At 69.5% G+C, this 17,107-nt stretch carries 13 protein-coding genes and 4 pseudogenes; 6 read left to right on the plus strand and 11 right to left on the minus strand.

Annotated features, from left to right (window positions below; genetic code table 11):
* Window positions 1-35 precede the first annotated feature (35 nt).
* The 5 genes from AC3EO4_RS50445 to AC3EO4_RS50465 all read right to left on the minus strand — a co-directional run bounded on the left by AC3EO4_RS50445 (window position 36) and on the right by AC3EO4_RS50465 (window position 6,979).
* Window positions 36-1,031, minus strand: coding sequence for an alpha/beta hydrolase (locus AC3EO4_RS50445; protein ID WP_431903192.1), 996 nt, complete (start codon window positions 1,029-1,031; stop codon window positions 36-38).
* Window positions 1,032-1,185: 154 nt separating this feature from the next.
* Entirely contained in the window at window positions 1,186-3,936 is a 2,751-nt protein-coding gene (locus tag AC3EO4_RS50450; RefSeq protein ID WP_431903194.1) for a helix-turn-helix transcriptional regulator, read from the minus strand.
* Between the two features lie 352 nt (window positions 3,937-4,288).
* Complete coding sequence (locus tag AC3EO4_RS50455) at window positions 4,289-4,873, minus strand: isochorismatase family protein (protein ID WP_379573433.1); 585 nt, start codon at window positions 4,871-4,873, stop codon at window positions 4,289-4,291.
* Window positions 4,874-5,048: 175 nt separating this feature from the next.
* Window positions 5,049-6,005, minus strand: coding sequence for an alpha/beta hydrolase (locus AC3EO4_RS50460; RefSeq protein WP_379573434.1), 957 nt, complete (start codon window positions 6,003-6,005; stop codon window positions 5,049-5,051).
* Window positions 6,006-6,049: 44 nt separating this feature from the next.
* The gene (locus AC3EO4_RS50465) at window positions 6,050-6,979 is read right to left on the minus strand and encodes an NADP-dependent oxidoreductase (protein WP_379573435.1); all 930 of its coding nucleotides are present in this window, start codon (window positions 6,977-6,979) and stop codon (window positions 6,050-6,052) included.
* Window positions 6,980-7,125: 146 nt separating this feature from the next.
* On the opposite strand from AC3EO4_RS50465, the gene AC3EO4_RS50470 reads away from it, so the two are divergent.
* Window positions 7,126-7,614 carry a MarR family winged helix-turn-helix transcriptional regulator gene (locus tag AC3EO4_RS50470; protein ID WP_379573436.1) on the plus strand — a complete coding sequence of 163 codons (489 nt, stop codon included), beginning with the start codon at window positions 7,126-7,128 and terminating at the stop codon, window positions 7,612-7,614.
* Window positions 7,615-7,678: 64 nt separating this feature from the next.
* Here the strand turns inward: AC3EO4_RS50470 and AC3EO4_RS50475 are convergent, their stop codons facing one another.
* The 3 genes from AC3EO4_RS50475 to AC3EO4_RS50485 all read right to left on the minus strand — a co-directional run bounded on the left by AC3EO4_RS50475 (window position 7,679) and on the right by AC3EO4_RS50485 (window position 10,492).
* Window positions 7,679-7,834, minus strand: a complete 156-nt coding sequence (locus AC3EO4_RS50475) for a hypothetical protein (protein WP_379573437.1) — start codon at window positions 7,832-7,834, stop codon at window positions 7,679-7,681.
* Between the two features lie 853 nt (window positions 7,835-8,687).
* A complete protein-coding gene (locus tag AC3EO4_RS50480; protein WP_431903197.1) occupies window positions 8,688-9,284 on the minus strand; it encodes a helix-turn-helix domain-containing protein in 597 nt (198 codons plus the stop codon).
* 407 nt (window positions 9,285-9,691) lie between these two features.
* Complete coding sequence (locus AC3EO4_RS50485) at window positions 9,692-10,492, minus strand: NPP1 family protein (protein WP_379573439.1); 801 nt, start codon at window positions 10,490-10,492, stop codon at window positions 9,692-9,694.
* A 267-nt stretch (window positions 10,493-10,759) separates the two neighbouring features.
* On the opposite strand from AC3EO4_RS50485, the pseudogene AC3EO4_RS50490 reads away from it, so the two are divergent.
* The 4 genes and pseudogenes from AC3EO4_RS50490 to AC3EO4_RS50505 form a co-directional block, all read left to right on the plus strand.
* Window positions 10,760-10,870 (plus strand): annotated as a pseudogene (locus AC3EO4_RS50490) (D-alanine--D-alanine ligase family protein); the annotation flags it as partial.
* Window positions 10,871-10,937: 67 nt separating this feature from the next.
* Window positions 10,938-11,162, plus strand: coding sequence for a hypothetical protein (locus tag AC3EO4_RS50495; RefSeq protein WP_379573463.1), 225 nt, complete (start codon window positions 10,938-10,940; stop codon window positions 11,160-11,162).
* Between the two features lie 457 nt (window positions 11,163-11,619).
* Complete coding sequence (locus AC3EO4_RS50500; RefSeq protein ID WP_431903199.1) at window positions 11,620-11,907, plus strand: hypothetical protein; 288 nt, start codon at window positions 11,620-11,622, stop codon at window positions 11,905-11,907.
* A gap of 46 nt (window positions 11,908-11,953) precedes the next feature.
* On the plus strand, window positions 11,954-12,124 hold the full coding sequence (locus tag AC3EO4_RS50505; RefSeq protein WP_379573441.1) for a hypothetical protein: 171 nt from the start codon (window positions 11,954-11,956) through the stop codon (window positions 12,122-12,124).
* A gap of 389 nt (window positions 12,125-12,513) precedes the next feature.
* On the opposite strand, the gene AC3EO4_RS50510 is transcribed toward AC3EO4_RS50505, so the two are convergent.
* Window positions 12,514-14,556, minus strand: a complete 2,043-nt coding sequence (locus tag AC3EO4_RS50510) for an ATP-binding protein (protein ID WP_431903201.1) — start codon at window positions 14,554-14,556, stop codon at window positions 12,514-12,516.
* A 259-nt stretch (window positions 14,557-14,815) separates the two neighbouring features.
* Here AC3EO4_RS50510 and AC3EO4_RS50515 point away from each other — a divergent pair.
* Window positions 14,816-15,397 (plus strand): annotated as a pseudogene (locus tag AC3EO4_RS50515) (SGNH/GDSL hydrolase family protein); the annotation flags it as partial.
* 17 nt (window positions 15,398-15,414) lie between these two features.
* On the opposite strand, the pseudogene AC3EO4_RS50520 reads toward AC3EO4_RS50515, so the two are convergent.
* Together AC3EO4_RS50520 and AC3EO4_RS50525 are read right to left on the minus strand one after the other, a co-directional pair.
* Window positions 15,415-15,687 (minus strand): annotated as a pseudogene (locus tag AC3EO4_RS50520) (ABC transporter substrate-binding protein); the annotation flags it as partial.
* A 271-nt stretch (window positions 15,688-15,958) separates the two neighbouring features.
* A pseudogene (locus tag AC3EO4_RS50525) lies at window positions 15,959-16,889 on the minus strand (MBL fold metallo-hydrolase).
* Window positions 16,890-17,107 lie beyond the last annotated feature (218 nt).

The raw sequence follows: 17,107 nt of genomic DNA on the forward strand, positions 1-17,107 counted from the left end.
ATCTCCTCCGCGGGCGGGGAGACGGCCTGTCGGTGTCAGCGCCGGTCGGCCAGGGCGGCTTTGAGAAAGCTGCCGCCCTGCCTGAGCGCGGCCACGGTGGGCGGGCTGTCGCGCAGCGGATTGAGGGACGCGAAGTCGTGGACCGTCCCCAGGTAGCGCACGCAGGTCACCGGTACGCCCGCCCGCCGCAACAGGCGGGCGTACTGCTCGCCCTCGTCCCGCACGACGTCCGCCTCCGCCGATACGACCAGGGCGGGAGGCAGCCCCGACAGGTCCGCCGTGGTGGCCCGCAGCGGCGAGGCAGTGGGTTCGGCGAGCTCATCGCCGTCGTCGGTGTACTGCTGCCAGTACCATTCCACAGCCGCGCGCGTCAGGAGGTAGCCGGATGCGAACTGCTTCCGGGAGGCGGTGTCGCAGTGCGGGGCGGTCGTCGGATAGTAGAGCAGCTGCGCGCGGATGCGGGGGCCACCGCGCTGCTTGGCCATCATGGTGAGCGCCGTCGCCATGGTCGCACCGGCACAGTCGCCGGCCACCGCCACCCTCCGGCCATCCAGGCCCAGGCCCGACGCCTGCTCGACCAGCCATGTCAGCACCGCGTAGGACTCTTCGAGCGCGACCGGGTAGCGGGCCTCCGGGGTGCGGGTGTACTCGGGGACCACGAAAGCGGCGCCGCTGGCGGCTGCGAGCTCACAGATCATGCGCGCGTGCGTCCGCGCGTCGCCGAGCATCCAGCGGCCGCCGTGCAGGTACACGACCATGGGTAGAGGACCGGCCGTCCGTGGAGGCCGGAAGATCCAGAAGCCGACGAGCCCGGACGGGCCCACCGGCGCCACGGCGTACTCGGCGTCCACATCGAAGTCGTCGTGCGCGTGGCCCTGGATCTCCAGGAGCGCCTGCCGTCCGTCGAGCGGACCGAGCTGGTGCAGGTAGGGCGGCGCGGCCGAGGCGTCGACGAGCCGCTGAACGAGGGGATCGAGGACGACGGCCGAGCGGTCGGGCTCTCCTGGGCCCGTGACGGGCTCGAAACTCACGCGCCTCACCTCTCCTGTCGTCGTAGTGATCAACGAACAGCGGTCCACCGGCCGCTGGGCCGATCGCCCTCGGCGCTGCCCTCCGTCTGCGACGACCCGGAATCTTTGCCGCCTTCGGAGATGGGCCCATCCGCCGGACGGCTCGCCGTGGCGGTCACAGATCGCCCAGCAGAGCGCGGAGCTGGTTGCGGCTGGTCACACCGAGTTTCGGATACACGTTGTAGAGGTGGTAGCTGACCGTGCGGGGCGAGAGCATGAGCTGCTCGGCGATCTCCCGGTTGCGCAGTCCCTGTGCTGCCAGCCGTACGATCTGGCGCTGCTGGGCGGTCAGCCCCGCCAGCGCATCGGCCGGTGCGGGAGAGCCGGCGACGCCGCTCGCCCGCAGCTCACCTCGTGCCTCCTCGGCCAGGCCGATCGCGCCGAGCCGGTTGAACGACTCCAGCGCCGTGGCCAGGAGCGGGCGGGCGTCCAGCGGGCGCCGCCGCCTGCGCAGCCACTGGGCGTAGTGCAGCCTCGCCTGGGCCCGGGCCAGCGGCCACTCCTCGCCCGCCGGGTTCACCGTGGCGAGCCGGAAGTGGTGCTCGGCGTCCTTCGGGTCGCCGATGAGTGCGGCGGCGTGGTGAAGCAGCAGCGTCATCCGGGTCGTCGGCCGCGGGCCCAACGCGGTGCGCACCGCCGCCACGATGCGGGCCGCCTCTTCCCCCTGGCCCGTCCGCTGGGCGGCCGCGGCGAGGTCGGCGACCGACCGGTGCGACAGGAAGTAGTGCAAAGGTGCGCCGTCCTCGTCGAACAGCAGCCGGAACTGGCGAAACGCGCCGTCGAAGTCGCCCGCCGACACGGCGGCGATGCCGGCGGCGTGCAGCAAGCGCGCGTGTGTGGCCCGGTTCTCCTCCAGGCCGACGGCCGTCCAAGCCGGGTCGGCCGGCATGACGACGGGCTGACCGCGCAGGGCTTGGAGGGTCACCCGCAGCGCCTCGACGTCGATCTCCAGGTGCCGCAGCTTGTGGACGGCCGCGAGCGTCCCGGCCTCCTCCAGCAGGTCGTCGGCCTCCGCCCACCGCCCGGTGTCGATCAGCGCCGAACCCGTCAACGCCAGCGTAGGAGCGGCAACGCCCATGGAGCCGTACGTGCGGAACATGGCGTACGCCTGCCGGAGGGACTCCACGCACAGCTCGGACTCGTCGGCCGCCCAGGCGATGCAGCCAACGGCGCTCAACCGGTTCATCTGCGCGACGCCGACCAGCGGCTCCGGCGGATTCGGCCGCAAGGTCCGCCGCAACAGCTCGGGGGCGTTCGTCGGCTCGGCCCCGGCCAGGGTGGAGGCCCGGACCGCGTCGAAGGCCGCGATGGTCCCCAGCTCCGCGTAGGGCGTGTCGCCGCCCCCGGTCTCGATCCGGTCGAGCAGGCCCGCTATCCGCTCCCTGACCTCGGGCAGCCCCGACTGGAACGCGACTCCCTGGAGCACGGCGGTCAGGGCGAGCGCCGTCGTACCATGCTTCGGGGGCTTCGGCTCCAGCGCTTCGAGCAGCACCTTGAACGACTCCCGCTGGTGGCCGAACAACGACAGGGCCATGCCGGCGCCGCACGCCGCCAGGCCCAGCACGTCCGGATCATGAGTCAGCGCCGTGACCTTGTCGTACAGCTCGCGCACCCACGATGGGTCGCCGGCGTTGTTGGCGGCCCTGAGCGCCTTGGCGTACCGGCGTGCCCGGTCCCCGGCGGCGAGACTGCACTCCGCCGACCGCTCCAGCGCCCGCGCCGCCGCGAAGAACCCGCCACGCCGCTCGGCGAGCTCCGCGGTGTCCTCCAGGGCCGCCGCCACCGACTCGTCGCGGCCGAGGCACGCGGCGGCCAGATGCCAGGCCCGGCGGGCCGGATCCGCCGTCAGAACGGCCGCGAGGTTGCGATGCGCCCGCTGCCGGAGGTAGGCCGGGGCCCCGTGATACGAGCCCGCCCGTGCCAGCGGATGCCGGAAGGCGACTCGCCCGTCCGCGACGGTGACCAGGCCGGCGGCCTCGGCGGGAGCCCATACCGCGATATCCGGCCCCGCGCCGGCGGCGGCCATGATCGTGGCGAGGTCTTCGTACTCCGACGCCGCCGCGTACAGGATCAGCCGCCGGGTGATCTCCGGCAGGCCGTGCAGACGCGCTGCGTACATCTGCTGGATGCGCTCCGTCTGAGGCAGCCCACCACCGGGCAGCGCTCTCGTGCCACCCATCTTGGCCGCCCGGCACAGCTCGATGATGGCCAGCGGGTTTCCGCCGGCTTGCAGGAGCACATCGATCCGCGTACGGCCGGTGGGCGGGTGCGGTTGAGCGTCCACCAGCTCGGCCGCGGCCTGCTCGCTCAATGGCCCCAGCAGCAGCGTGGGCAGGTCCCCTGCGACACCGTCCGGAGGCGTCTGCCCACGCGAAGTCAGCAGCACCGAAACGTCCTCCGCCGCGATACGGCGGGCCACGAAGCCGAGGACGTCGAGAGAGTCGCGGTCGCAGTGCTGGACGTCGTCCACGACCAGCAGGACGGGCCGCCGCCGGGAGACGCCTGTCAGCAACGTCAGGACGGCCACCCGCAGCAGCATCGGATCAAGCTGCCCGCCCACCGGAGCGATGCCCACCGCGCTCTCCAGCGCCCCCCGCAGATGCTCGGCAAGAGTGCCGACCTCCGGCAGGACAGGAAGAAGCAACTGGTGCAAGGACGCGAAGGACTGCTGCGATTCCGCTTCGCTGCCCTGACACGTCAGTACGACTCTTCCGCTGCCACGCGCATGGTCGGCGACGGCAGCCACCAACCTCGTCTTGCCCGCGCCGGCCTCGCCAAGCAGGATCAGCATCCGCGATTCGCCGCGCTCCGCCTCGATGACGTCCAGGATGCGACGGACCTCGGACCGCCGACCGACCAGTGTCATAGCCGGCTCGGCCCAACGCGTGGCGCTGTGCCCGCCGTCTCTACGATGCCTGCTCCGGAGGAACTGGTGGACCAGGCGCAAGGGGCACAACCGGTCAGTTCGTTCACGGCATGCCTCCTCTCCCGTCGCATCACTGTCCTGAGGCCGGCGACTACTCGGCCAGGCAGGCCACAGCGCCGGAGCGGTAACGCATCCTCCCATGCCGCTCACACATGGCATCGGCCACCCGGGAGCATCCGATGGCGTCGCTCATGGCTGGTCTCTGATCGAGGTGGCCAAACGCCTGGGCGGTGGACCGATGCGTGCGGCCGGCCGTTGGTCGATGTCGGGCGGGTCGGATGCCGGTTTGGGTTCAGGCCGGGATGAGGTCGAACATGATGGGCAGGACCTTCTGGCCGGAAGGTGAAGCCCAGTCGGCGGCGAGTTCCGCCAGGACCTGGTTGGTGGAGGTGATGTCGGCGCCGGCGCGTTCCATGCGGCGCAGGGCGATGTCATCGGCATCCTTGGTGATGGACGCGCCGGCGTCGGCGACCACCTGGACGCGGTAGCCCTGCCGCAGGGCGGTGAGCACCGGGTAGACGGTGCAGACGTCGTTGGTGACGCCGGCGACGATGAGATTGCGCCGGCGGGTGGCCTCTACCGCCGCGGCGAACGCGGGGTCCTGGAGAGCGTCGACGGTGCCCTGGCGGCGGATGCGGCCGGCATACTCCTCGGGGGCGACGTCGGCGAAGTCCGACAGCAGCGGGCCCTGAGCCTGCTCCTCCAGCGAGGAGGTCAGCACCAGCGGCATCTCCAGGGCCTTGGCGCCGCGCGCCAGGGCCAGCGCCCGGGTCTTGAGCTCCTCGAACGGGGTCGAGGCAGCCCATCGCATGGTGCCGACCTGGTGGTCGATCAGCAGGATCGCGGCGTCGTCCGGGGTGAAAAGGGTGGTTGTCATGGTGCGTTTCCTTGCGATGTGATCGATGGAGAGATGGCCAGCGACATAGGTGTATGTGACTGGCCAGAGGTCATTCCGTGCACCTGTGCCAGGTCCTCCGGCGGGGACGGCTCCGCCGGTGTGCCACCGGCAGGGGCCGGTCGGGCGGCCCCGCCGTTGGCACCGGCGCATTCCGTCAGAGCGAGGAGAGGACCCGGATCCGGTCGGCCATGACACGCTTGGCCACGTCGGAGGTGAAGGCGATGCTCTCGAACTCATGCGGCACGCCCGGGTGAAGGTGGAACTCGACCGGGACGCCGGCCTGGCTGAGCCGCAGGGCGTAGGTGAGGTCCTCGTCGCGGAAGATGTCCAGCTGGCCGACCTCGATATAGGCCGGGGGCAGTCCGGCCGGATCGGCCACCCGTGCGGGTGCGGCGTGGGCCGGCACGTCGGGGCCGGCGATGGCGTCGCCCAGCAGCGCGCCCCAGCCGGTGCGGTTGTCGTCCCAGGACCACAGCGCGTACGGCGCCAGCTGCGGGTCGGGGGTGAGGGTGCGGTCGTCGAGCATCGGCATGACCAGTATCTGCTGGGCGATCGCGGGCCCCTGCCGATCTCGCGCCAGGATCGAGACCGCCGCGGCGATCCCACCGCCGGCGCTGTCGCCGAAGACCGCGATGCGGGCCGGATCGACGCCGAGTACGGCGGCGTTCTCGTGCAGCCATACGAGGCCGGCGTAGGCGTCCTCGACCGGGGTCGGGTGCGGGTGCTCGGGAGCGAGCCGGTAGTCCACCGAGAGGATCGGGGTGCCGCTGGCGGAGACGTAGCGGGAGATAGCGCCGTCGAACAGCCCGACGTGGCCGAGGATCATGCCGCCGCCGTGGAAGTAGACGGCCGCCGGTCCGGGCTCGCTGGGCGCGCCCTGCTTGGTGTACCAGCGCAGCAGGATCTTCTCGCCGTCGGAGGCGAGCAGGTGGTGGTCGGTGATCGTGACGTCGGCAGGCCTCGGCTGGGCCGTGTCGGCGTGGGCGATGAGCCCTTCCAGCGCGGCGCGGCGGCCGGCGACGTCCCCGACCGGCGGGGGCGTGCTGCCGGCCATCGCCGCGGCGATCGGCGCAAGGGCATCGGCAACCTGGGGATCAAGAGCGAAAGGCATGACAGTACTCCGTCTTGGATGTGTCGGATGAGGGTGAGGAAGGGTCAGACAGTGATGACCGTCTTGCCGGTGAGCCTCCCGGTGACGGCCTGCTCGTGGACGTCGGCGAGGTCTGCCAGCGGGCGCCGGTCGGCGACGTCGATCCGCAGCTCGCCGGCGTCGACGAGGGCGACGAGCTCCGCGAGCCGGGCGGCGTCGCTGCGGGCGAACACCCGCACCGTCCGCACCCCGCGCGCTGTGTCCTCGGGAGCGGGGGTGGTGGTGCTGACCAGGACCCCGCCGTCGCTGACGAGGCCGACCAGGGCGGCGGTCTCCTCCGCCGAGGTGGTCACCAGGTTGAGCACGACGTCGAACCGGACGCCGGCGGCCTGGGTGACGGGGGTGACGGTGTAGTCGATGATCCGGTCGGCCCTGTGGGCCCGGACCCGGTCGGCGCTGCGCGCGCTCGTGGTCGCGGTGACGGTGGCTCCGGCCCGCTTGGCGAGCTGGACGGCGTACCCGCCGACCGCGCCGCCGGCGCCATTGATCAGGATGGTCTGCCCGGCCCTCAGCTCGGCGTGCTCGAACAGTGCCTGCCAGGCCGTCAGGGCGGTCGCGGGGAGGGCGGCGGCGTCGGCCAGATCCACCGTCCGCGGAGCGGCGGCCAGTGCCTCGGACGGCGCGAGCACGTATTCGGCGGCGGCGCCGGGCGCGCTCATCGGCAGGAATGCCACGACCGCGTCTCCGGCGCTCCAGCCGGTGACGTCCGGGCCGAGCTCGGCGACGGTGCCGGCGACGTCGATGCCTGGCACGTGCGGGAAGACCAGCGGGAACACCTGCTGCAGGTATCCGGCGCGGATCGCCGCGTCGACCGGGTTGAACGAGGTGGCGGCCACCTTCACCAGCACCTGCCCCGTGCCGGGGACGGGGCGGTCCGCCTCTTCGTAAGTCAGGACGTCGCTGTCGCCGTAGCGGTGGTACCGGACTGCCTTCATGATCTCTCCTCGAGTTGTTGCTTCGAATTCGAAGCGATGCGAAGACAGTAACCTGCTTCGAGTTCAAAGCAATCCCGGGAAGGATGTGACGTTCGCCACCGCGCTTTCGAGGTGTGCTTTGAATTCGAAACATATAGGATGGGCGGATGCCTGACACCGACGCCCTCCACCCCGCGCAGCTGAGCACCTACTTCGCGCTCATGGAGGCCGTCAGCCTGCTCCAGCACGCCGTCGAGCAGCAGTTGCGGGCGGAGGGCGACCTGAGTTACGTGCAGTTCCAGCTCCTGGCCCACCTCGCCGACGCTAGGCAGCTGACCATGACCGAACTGGCCGACGGCGTCGTCTACAGCCGCAGCGGCCTGACCTATCAGGCTGGCCTGCTGGAGAAGGCCGGCCTCGTCACGCGCGGCCCCAGCCCCGACGACGAGCGTGCCACACTGGTCACCATCACCGACGGTGGCCTCGCCCTCGTCGGGCGCGTCCTGCCCGGCCACATCGAGGTCGTGCGCCGCCTGCTGTTCAACCCCCTCGCTGAAGAGGACCTGCGCGACCTCGGCGACATCATGACCCGCGTCCGCAACCACATGCGCGCCGAGCCGCCCCGCTCCGCCGCCCCCCGCAAATCCCGCAAGTAAGAGCCCAGCCATTCAGCAACGACGAAACGCCCGATACCGTCTACCAGCGCGTCCAGCAGCACCTTTACCGCTCGTAGCTGCGGTTCCCGCTCTCGAGGCGCAGGCGCTGCAGGACGGCCCGTTGGCCGCGTACCTGGTGCACCGACAGGCCGTCGGGCTGGTAGCCGAGCTTGCCGGAGACGGCCAGCGAAGCCGGGTTATCCAGAAAGGCGCTGGACACCTGGCTCCGGCAGTTTCTCGCATGCCTTCACCGCAGGGCGAGCAGTGAATGGGCAGAAAATGGATAGTCATGTGGCATGTCGCCGATTTCATATGGGGGCTAGTGTTGATCTCGACGCCACGATGGCGCTGCGGCAAAACATATGTCCGCCAGGATGTATCAAGTGCCGCCACATCAGTGCGAAATCCGGATTCGGGTCAAGTTGGAGCTAGAAAGGTGCATGCAAAGCAAATGATCAAAAGTAGCCTCGCGGGATTTGTGGCGTTAGTTAGCGCGACTATCCTGCTCGTTGGGACGGGCGCCCCAGTGCCAGTGCGCAGGTCGGCGAAGGTCGCTACAACATCATGATCAACACGAACAACACGTTTTTCGTTGCCGATTACTGCATCTTAACGACCACCAGCGGCAATTCTCGCGCCCAGTGCAGCGGAAACAAGGAGTCGGCCACAAAATTCCGGATGGGCGTAGTCCGCACTCCCGGAGACAGGGTGTGGCTGGACGTCAATATCGTCGGAGGTAAGGACCGTAAGGGCATCGATCTTCGGGGAAAGCGCTATATTACCGTAGAGGAAGATCTCTTCGGTATCGACGTCTGCGGGTGGAGCAGCAAGGCCGTATACGATGACGACAGACGGGGGTCCTCCTGCACGGCAGTGGGGAAATCTGCACGCCGTAGTAGATGTCGGTGACCGGGTGAACCCGGTCGCCTGGCATCGGCAGCTGCGCGGACCTGCCTATGTAGCTGCGCAGCGAGCGCCCCACCGCACCGGCGTCCGCCCGCCCACTCCGGCAGGCATGCGCGAAACGCTCTCCGGGCGCTGAGCTGGTCGCAGCTCAAAACGTCATGCAGCGGTTAAGCTTGCGGGCTAGATACTGCCAGCCGCTTGAGCAGCACGGTCTCGGCCACCGGGAAGTCACACGCGATGATCGCGTGCGCCTGAGCGGACAGGAACTGCCGCCACGTCGGCCCAGCCCGGCGGGGCGCCGGATCGATACCGGCCGCGTGCAGGATCTCCCACACCGTAGAGGCCGCGACCTGGTAGCCCAGGCGGGCCAACTCGCCCTGGATCCTCCTGTGCCCCCAGGTTGGATTCTCCCGCGCCATCCGAACAATCAGCGCCTTGACCGGCCGGCGGGTACAAGGCCGTCCCGGGCGCCGCCTGTCGGTGAAGGTCCACTTTCGCACCACGAGGCTACGATGCCAGCGCAAGATCGTCGCCGGGGTGACCGGGAACACCTCCTCCCACCGGCGACGGTGAAGCAGCCGAGACAATGCCGCAAGCCAGAGCCGGTCGACGTGACCCCACCGCGACCGGCCACCGAGCTGACGGCGGAGCACCTGATTCTCATGACGCAGCGCCAGCAGCTCAACGTCCCTGGACGGATCAGAGCGGACCAGCACCGCCACAAGGCTGCACAAGCACCGAACCACCCGGTAGATCAGCGACAACAATACTCCGCGATGGTGACAGCCTCCGAACTGATCGCGCAGCAGAATCCCAGCTCAGAGCCCGAAACCGTGTTTTCGAGCGGGACAGGCCCTCGTAGCAGGCCACCGACGATCGATCCGGGTCCCGAGACGAACTGGGGCAGCGCAAGGCGGCGAATAGCAGCACGGCCTTCGGATTGCCGGCGGCGACGAGGAACTCTTCGCGACCGAGTGCCAGGACTCCCCCGGTGTCGGGTCTGTGCCGACCGGGCCGGTCGGACTCGGCTGGGCGCCGCCACGATGACCACAGACTTCGCCCGCCGAGGTAGAACAGGTACGCCACTCCTGCCCACTCGCAGGCTCCCTGAAAGGCTCCGGCCGCCTGGGTCAGGTCTCACTCCCCGGAACCCCGGTCGGCCGGAAGCTGGTCATACGCCAGGTTCGTAGATCCAGGTGTACTTGCACAGGTTGCGGGAGACGACCTCAGGGGTGCTGGTCGCAGACCCCCAGTTGTATCGATCCCACAGGCCGGCGTGCAGCTTGTCGCCGACCAGCCAGGTGTTCTTGGGCCAGACTCGCCAGGTGGTGCTGCGGTATTCGTCGTTGGTGAACTGGGAGGTGAGGTCCTTCAGGCCGCCTTGGCTGTTGAACATGGCGTGCTTGCCCCAGCCGACGTAGATGGCCGGATGCTCCAAGCCCAGGCCGGCGCCGGCGCGCGCGCCGTTCCAGCTCTCCACATCGGCCCAGTTGCGGCCGAAGTGCTTGCCGTGCCTGCTCATGATCAGCTTGTCCCGGTAATAGGCGCCGTCACGCTTGCGCCACTCCACGATGACGTACTCGAAGTCGTGACCGTGTCCGAGCTCGCCGGGGGCGAACCCATCCTTCTTAAAGTAGAGCGTGTAACTGGTGCGTACTACGCCCTCGGCGCACTTCCTGGCCGAGACGTAGGTCGGGAACGACGAGTTGACCGCGGGGCAGCCCGAGTCGGCGTCCGGCCAGGCCTTGCGGCCGGCGGACGCGGACTGGGCGAAATTCGAGCCGACGAGGGAGTCCGAAGGCCAGCAGGTGGGGTTGTTGTTGGCCTGCGCGAAGTTCCACTGCGGCATGGCCGGCATGATCAGGTCAACGGGCGCCTTGGGGTAGAAGGGCTCGTTGGCCCAGGCGGGAGGGGTGGTGACGCTGGTGACGCCGGCCAGGGTGAGCGCCATGGTGGCACCGGCCAAGGACACGCGGCGCACAAGAGATGAGAGTTGCGCGACCATAGGGGTCTCGGTCTCCAGGATGTCCGGCTGCGACGGGGCAGCGGTGGGGCTTACAAGGCCCTCGCAGCGTCGTACGGACTTCTGCCCATTTGATAGATCATTCGGTGTTCAGTATCGCGCCCTGTTCTGCGGCCTCCGCCGCCCGGCATGACCGATCGCCACCCTGAAGAACGGCGTCCAGACGGTGGTCGCCGGCGCTTTAGGCGCACTCGCCCATGGAAAGGCAGATCGATCATGACTGAACGCCTGCGCGTGGCCGTGCTGGCAGGCGGGCCGTCCGCCGAGCACGAGGTGTCGCACCAGTCGGCGCAGGCAGTGCTCGACGCCCTGCCGAGGGATCTGTACAAGCCCACCCTCGTCATCATCGACCGGCAGGGCAGGTGGCCGGCCGATGTACGTCAAACCGGCCAACATGGGCTCCTCCGTCGGCGTCTCACGGGTCACCTCCTTGGAGAAGCTGCGCGCGGGCATCGAGCCGGCGTTCACCTACGACCGGGTGGTCATCGTCGACCAGGGCGTGACGCGCGATGGGACAGCCTGGCCGCCGGGCTTGTCGAACCAGGGGATGTGGTGTTCGTCAAGGCCTCCAGTGAGATCGGGCTCAGCGCCTCTGCCGCTTGAGCTGGCCGGAACCTGATCGGCGCGGTCAACAGCACATGAAGGGAAAAGGGAACGGTTACGGCGATGTCTGATGTGCTGAGCGTGGCGTCCGCGAGGCGGACGCACGGGGACGAGACCATCCTGACCTGCTCCGAGGACGACGTCTTCGACGCGATGCTCGAAGGTTGGCTGCGGCAACAGCGCGGCACGGGACGTTTCCAGGCGTCCACGCTTGATTTCCGCGAGCAGATCGTGCGCCGCTTCGCCAGGTTCGCCGGCGCCTACCCGTGGCAGTGGTCACCCGAACACGTCGACAGGTGGATCATCCATCCATCTGACCGTCGACCTGCGCCGGGGCGCACTCGACTGTACGCAGCTACCAGGCCGCGCTGCGGTTCTTCTGTGGCTACGTCACCGAGCCGCGCAGCGGGTGGCCGGCGCAGTGCCGGTCTCAATTCGGCAGGGCGCCCGAGCAGGTCTGCCATGACTGGAACATGGGCATCCATCTGGTCGGCTACCACGGCGACCCGGGACGCCGGCCGATGACCCGCGAAGAGATCCAGGACCTTCTCGACCACGCCGACGCACAGGTCGACGTGGCGCTGCGCCGCGGTCACAAGGGAGCCCTGGCCCGCTACCGGGACGCAACCGTCTTCAAGGTCCTCTACGCCTGGGGACTGCGCTGTTCGGAGGCGTCCGCCTTGGACGTCACCGACTTCCACCCGCACGAAGACGCACCGGAGCTGGGCCCGTTTCGGCTCCCTGTACGTACGGGCGGGTAAGGGCGCGAAGGGCCTTCCGCCACGACGGCGGACGGTCCTCAGCCTGATGCCGTGGGCGGTGGAGGCGGTCCAGGACTACCTGGTCAACATCCGGCCCCGCTTCCGTGACGGCCCGCAGCCCGCGCTCTGGCCGATGGAGCGGCGCGGTCGTCTGGGAACCAGGGAGATCGAGGGCCGGTTCGCGCGAGATCCTCTGTCGATCCACGGTGAGAAGTGACGTGACGGCGACGTTGGGCGTGATGCTCCGGCCGTCCACCGCCGAGGCGTGATTCGGCGGTGGAACGCCAAGGTCATGAGACGGGGCAGCCGCCGAACTGACGCGGACCGAATCGTCGCGGCGGCAGGCCGCTCGGCGGTGTGGTGTCGAACAGATGATGGCGGGCGGCGCCGTACGAGCCCAGCTCAAGCGCGTGCCGAAGCTCGAGCTCGACGAGTTCCTGGACACGGAGGCGGAGACCACGCTGACCGCCTTGGCCAATGCGGAGCAGGAGGTGCGTGAGCCGGGCAAGAAGGTCGGTGACAAGAACGGCGTGGCCGTCTGGCTCGTCTGGGTCAAGGGCACGGAAGGTACGCTGGGACACCGTCTGGCACGGCCGCGACCCACCTTCAGCCGTCGACCGCCCCGTAGATCTCGTGGTGCCAGAGCTCCTCGCACACGCGCTCGATGCCGGCGGCGAGATGGCGGCGGTAAGTGGTGAAGGGCAGCCCCAGGCGCTCGGCGGCGGCTTCCTGCGTCGGGGCGCCACGGAGGTAGGTCGTGACCAGGGCCCGATGGAACTTGTCCGCACGCGGATCACCGCTCAGGCGGCCGATGGCCTGCTCGATGAGATCCCGCAGCGCCTTGGCGGGATCCGTACCGCCGTGTTCGACGACGATCCTGGTGCGGGTCAGCGGATTGGCGGCCAGCTCACGGGGGCGGGACAGGTGACGCAGCGCCTTGCGTACGGCGTCGGCGAAATCCGCCTGTGACAGCACCGCCATGCTGGAGGCCGGGACGGCCACGGCCTCCTGCGCGCCCTCGAGCAGCAGCCGGTCGAGCCGGTCGAGCCAGGCCTGCGCGGCGACCGCCCGCCAGTCGTGGGCGAACAGCGCGTACTCGGTGTTGCCGAGCCAGGCGTGCTCTCCGACGTCGTGCATGTCGTAGGTCCGCAGGTAGTCACGCATGGGGTCGTCGTCGCGCATGGCCATGAACGACCAGGCCATGCGGTCGGCCCGCAGGCAGTAGCCGACGGCTCGCCACTGGATCAGGTCCGTGACCGGGGATGCGTCGCTGTATTCCGCGCGCACCCACGTCCGGCCGACGGCCAGGTGCTCGCCGGGCCGCAGTGGCGCCATGGCGCGGGCGTTGGCCCAGGCCGTGGCGACGATCGGATCGATACGCGCCTCTTCCTCGGAGGGCTCGTACAGCCGCAGCCAGGAGCAGAAGCCCACCAGCTCGCCGGTCTCCGCCCTGCGGTAGAGGCGGAACGCCTGCGGCTGCCGGGCGGTCCAGTAGGCCACGGCGGTGCCCGATTCGTCGTTCTCCACCTCCGAGGCCATCCGTGCCAGCGCCTCGGCGTCCTCGGGGCGGAAGGCGTCCTCGTACACCTCGCCGTCGCCCCGCCAGCTGTGGAACTCCGCCGTCGATCCGACGACGCGGTACACATAGAAGAGCGAGCCGACGGCTCCGAGAACCTCGGCGTCGCTCGTGACACGCGTGCGGTCGGCCAGGAAGGCGGTGATGCGCCGATGCATGTCCGCGTATCCCTGCGGGTCGCGCCAGCGCAGGTCGGCCTCCAGCACCTCGCGGACGACGTCGTGGGGGAACAGACCGAGCCGGCTGGACTCCACGAAGGGCAACCGGCGCAGCCAGGCGAACAGGGCCGTGGCGTCGTCCGGCAGGATCTCGCGCAGCAGGTCCTCGGTGGTTACGTACGAGTGCGCGCAGACCTCCAACGCGTGCCGGTGGGCCGCGCTGGGCACCTCACCGACGAGCTGGTCGAGCAGGGTGGATATCACGTCCCGCGCGGGCGTCCAGCGCGAGCTCGCCCCACGGTCCTTGACCGCCACCGCCGCCCCCAGGGACAGGGTCAGGGGATGGCCACCCGCGAAGGCCAGCAACGGCCCGCGCAGGTCGTCCGCCACGCCGCGGACGTCCAGCAACGCCGCCGCGTCCGCGGGGGCCAGGTCGCGCAGCGGCAGCACCCGCAGCGCCTCCGCCCAGCCGGGGTCGGCCGCCCACAGCAGGTCCGGCGCGATGCGCCCGGCCACCACGACCAGCGCGCCGACCGGCAAGCGTGGGAGGAGCCGCTCGCGCAGCCAGCCCTCCAGACCCTGCACTCGCTCGAACGTATCGATAATCAGCACCCCGCGCTCGTCGCCGAGCACTGATCCGGCCTCGGCCTCGAACACCGCGGGCGTAGGCTCCAGCGTGTATGCGTTCAGCGTTGTCACGGGCCGCCCCGCCGCCTTCGCCTCCTGCTCGAAGCGCCTCAGCAGCGCGGACTTGCCCACGCCGCCAGGACCGTGGACGTACAGGACGCTGCAGGCGCCGCGCAGCGCCGACCTGAAGACGCCGAGCTCTTCCTCCCTGCCGACGAAGGTCCGCTCACGCATGGCCTGCAGACGTCGTTCCAACACCATGAAATCCTGCTCGTCCCCCGAACTCATGGGGACAACTGTAGTAACTCCAGACAGCCAGACCAGGCGTACATTCCGTGTACTTCTACGCATTCTGCTCCTGGGCCGTTCAAGCCGACGCCAGGAAAAACGGAATGGACATGACACGCGCTGGCGAATGGACAGCTCCGGCTACGAGGGTGCCTCAGGAAGATCTGGACCCGCCACCACGCTCTGGGCGGCGCCCGCCCCAGGGCGAAGACGGGTCAGGTCTCCCCATCATGCTCATACTCCGCTGGAGGCTTGCTTCATGTCCCCCTACAACCGCCTGCGCACCGTCCGGCGCGCGACCGTGACGGCGAGCGCCGTCCTTGGCACCTGTGCCGCGCTTGTCACCGCAGGCCCGGGAGCCGCCTCGGCCGGCAGCGGCGCCGCGTCCGGCATCCGTTACGTCGCGCTCGGCGACTCCTACGCCTCCGGCTACGGCATCACTCCCGTCCAGGACGCGAGGTGCGGCCGCGGCGCGACCAACTATCCGTCCGTGCTGCGGGCGGTGGCCCAACCGCAGAGCTACCAGAACGTCGCGTGCAGCGGCGCCACCACCCGCAGCATCTGGAACGCGGAGGGTGGCGAGCCGAAGCAGATCAGCGCGCTCAAGAAGGACACCAGCCTGGTCACGGTGACCATCGGCGGCAACGACATCGGCTTCACGGAGCTCGTCACCACCTGCGCCACCCTCGGCCTGCGGCAGCCGACCGGCGACCCGTGCCGCCAGACGTACAAGGAGGGTACGGCCGACAAGATCCTCACCCGCCTCGACGCGGTCAAGTCGCGCTTCGCCGACGTGGTGACCGACGTCAAGCGCAAGAGCCCGGAAGCCACGGTCGCGCTGGTCGCGGGGTCGGTGTTGCCGGGCGAGATCTGCACCAGCTTCGACGAGGCGATCTTCGGCTGGATGGCCCTGGCCACCCCGGAGTTGTACGACCCGACGATGCCCACGACGTCCACGTCGTCCGCGAACCGCTGGGACGCCGTCGCGCCCTTGTCCGGATTGGCCTCGTCGTCCTGCGCGTCCATCGTGAGCTTGTAGCCCTTGACCGCGCATTTCTCGTTGGCCTGCTCGACCGCGAGCCGCACCGAGTTGCGGATGCCCAGCCCGATGGCCGACAGCTTGCCCGACATGGGGGCGATCACGCCGACGACCAGCGTGCCCTTGCTGGTGTCGCAGCCGCCGGTCGCACCCGTCGCCTCCGTCTTGTCCGCGCCGCACGCGCCGGCGCCCAGTATCGCGCCGATGGCCAGCAGTCCGGTCAGTACCTTGCTTGTCAACGTAGGAACTCCTTGCCCCGTCAGTGACTTCACTTCAGATCGGAAGCAAGACAGCTCAATACCTGACCAATTCGAGTGCCCGTCCGAGCAGCACGACGCTGCTGGACGCTCGTTCTTGCCCGGCTCAGACGGACGTCGGCAGCGGCCCGCTGTTCCACGTCATGGCGTCGCCGAAGGCGGTGAGGAGGTCCACCTCGCCGCCCGCCGCCTCGGCGTAGGCCCGGTGCAGGTTGAGCACCAGTCGCTCGGCGTCCGCCCACTCGGCGAACTCGCTGAGATCGGCCTCCTGCGCGGCGGCCAGCGGCGCAAGGCCTCTCTCGCGTCCCTTCGCGGCGACGTCGAGCACGAAGCGGTAGTAACGCTCGTGCCTGGCCAGAATCTCCGGCAGATCGCTCCTGCCCGCGAGCGGCCCGTGTCCCGGCACCACGTGCTCGGCCTCGAAGGCCGCGAGCCAGTCCAGCGACTTCAGCGCCCCTTCCAGCGACCCCATCAAAACCATGGGCGTGAGGCCGTTGAACAGCAGGTCGCCGGTGAACAGCACACGCTCTTCAGGAAGCCAGGCCACCACGTCGCCGGTCGTGTGCGCGGCATGGCCGGGATGCCGCAGCTCGACGGCGCCTGCCGGAGTGGAGCGTCAGCTCGGACCGGAACGCCACGTCAGGAACGCGGCGCGTCACGTTCCCCCAGTCCGGGACCGGGGTCCAGATCGGCGGGCACCCGTCGATCAGGGGATCGGCCAGCAGCGCGTCCCGCATCGCCTCGTGTCCGAAGATCACGGTGTGGTCCGGCAGCAGGCTGTTGCCGGAGGAGTGATCCCCGTGCTGATGGGTGTTCACCGCCATCCGCACGGGGGCGTCGCCGGCCGCTGCAGCGACCGCCGCCAAGAATCGGCGAGTACGCTGCTCGGTCGCGCACGTGTCGACGACCACAACGCCGTCGTCGCCCGCCACAACTCCGGCGTTGTTCACCCACCAGGTGCCGTCCGGCTGCACCCAGGCGAAGACCCCAGGAACGATCTCATGCAGCCCTGCCGCTTCGGCATGCTCTCCCACCATCACCACTCCGCCCGTCCGGCCATGTCCGGCATCGTCACTTGTCGCAAACACACCGGCCCAGCGTCGCGTCCGGCACTGTCCACTTCACAGACCGGCCTCTGTCTGGCCAATGGGCGAGCACCGTGGCCCGTCTGGGGGTGTCCACGGCGGCGGTGAACAGCACATGGCCGGATATTGGGCAGCCAAGTGGTCTGGGAAGCGGAGACAGCGGACGGCAT

The sequence above is a fragment of the Nonomuraea sp. bgisy101 genome (genome assembly GCF_057708945.1).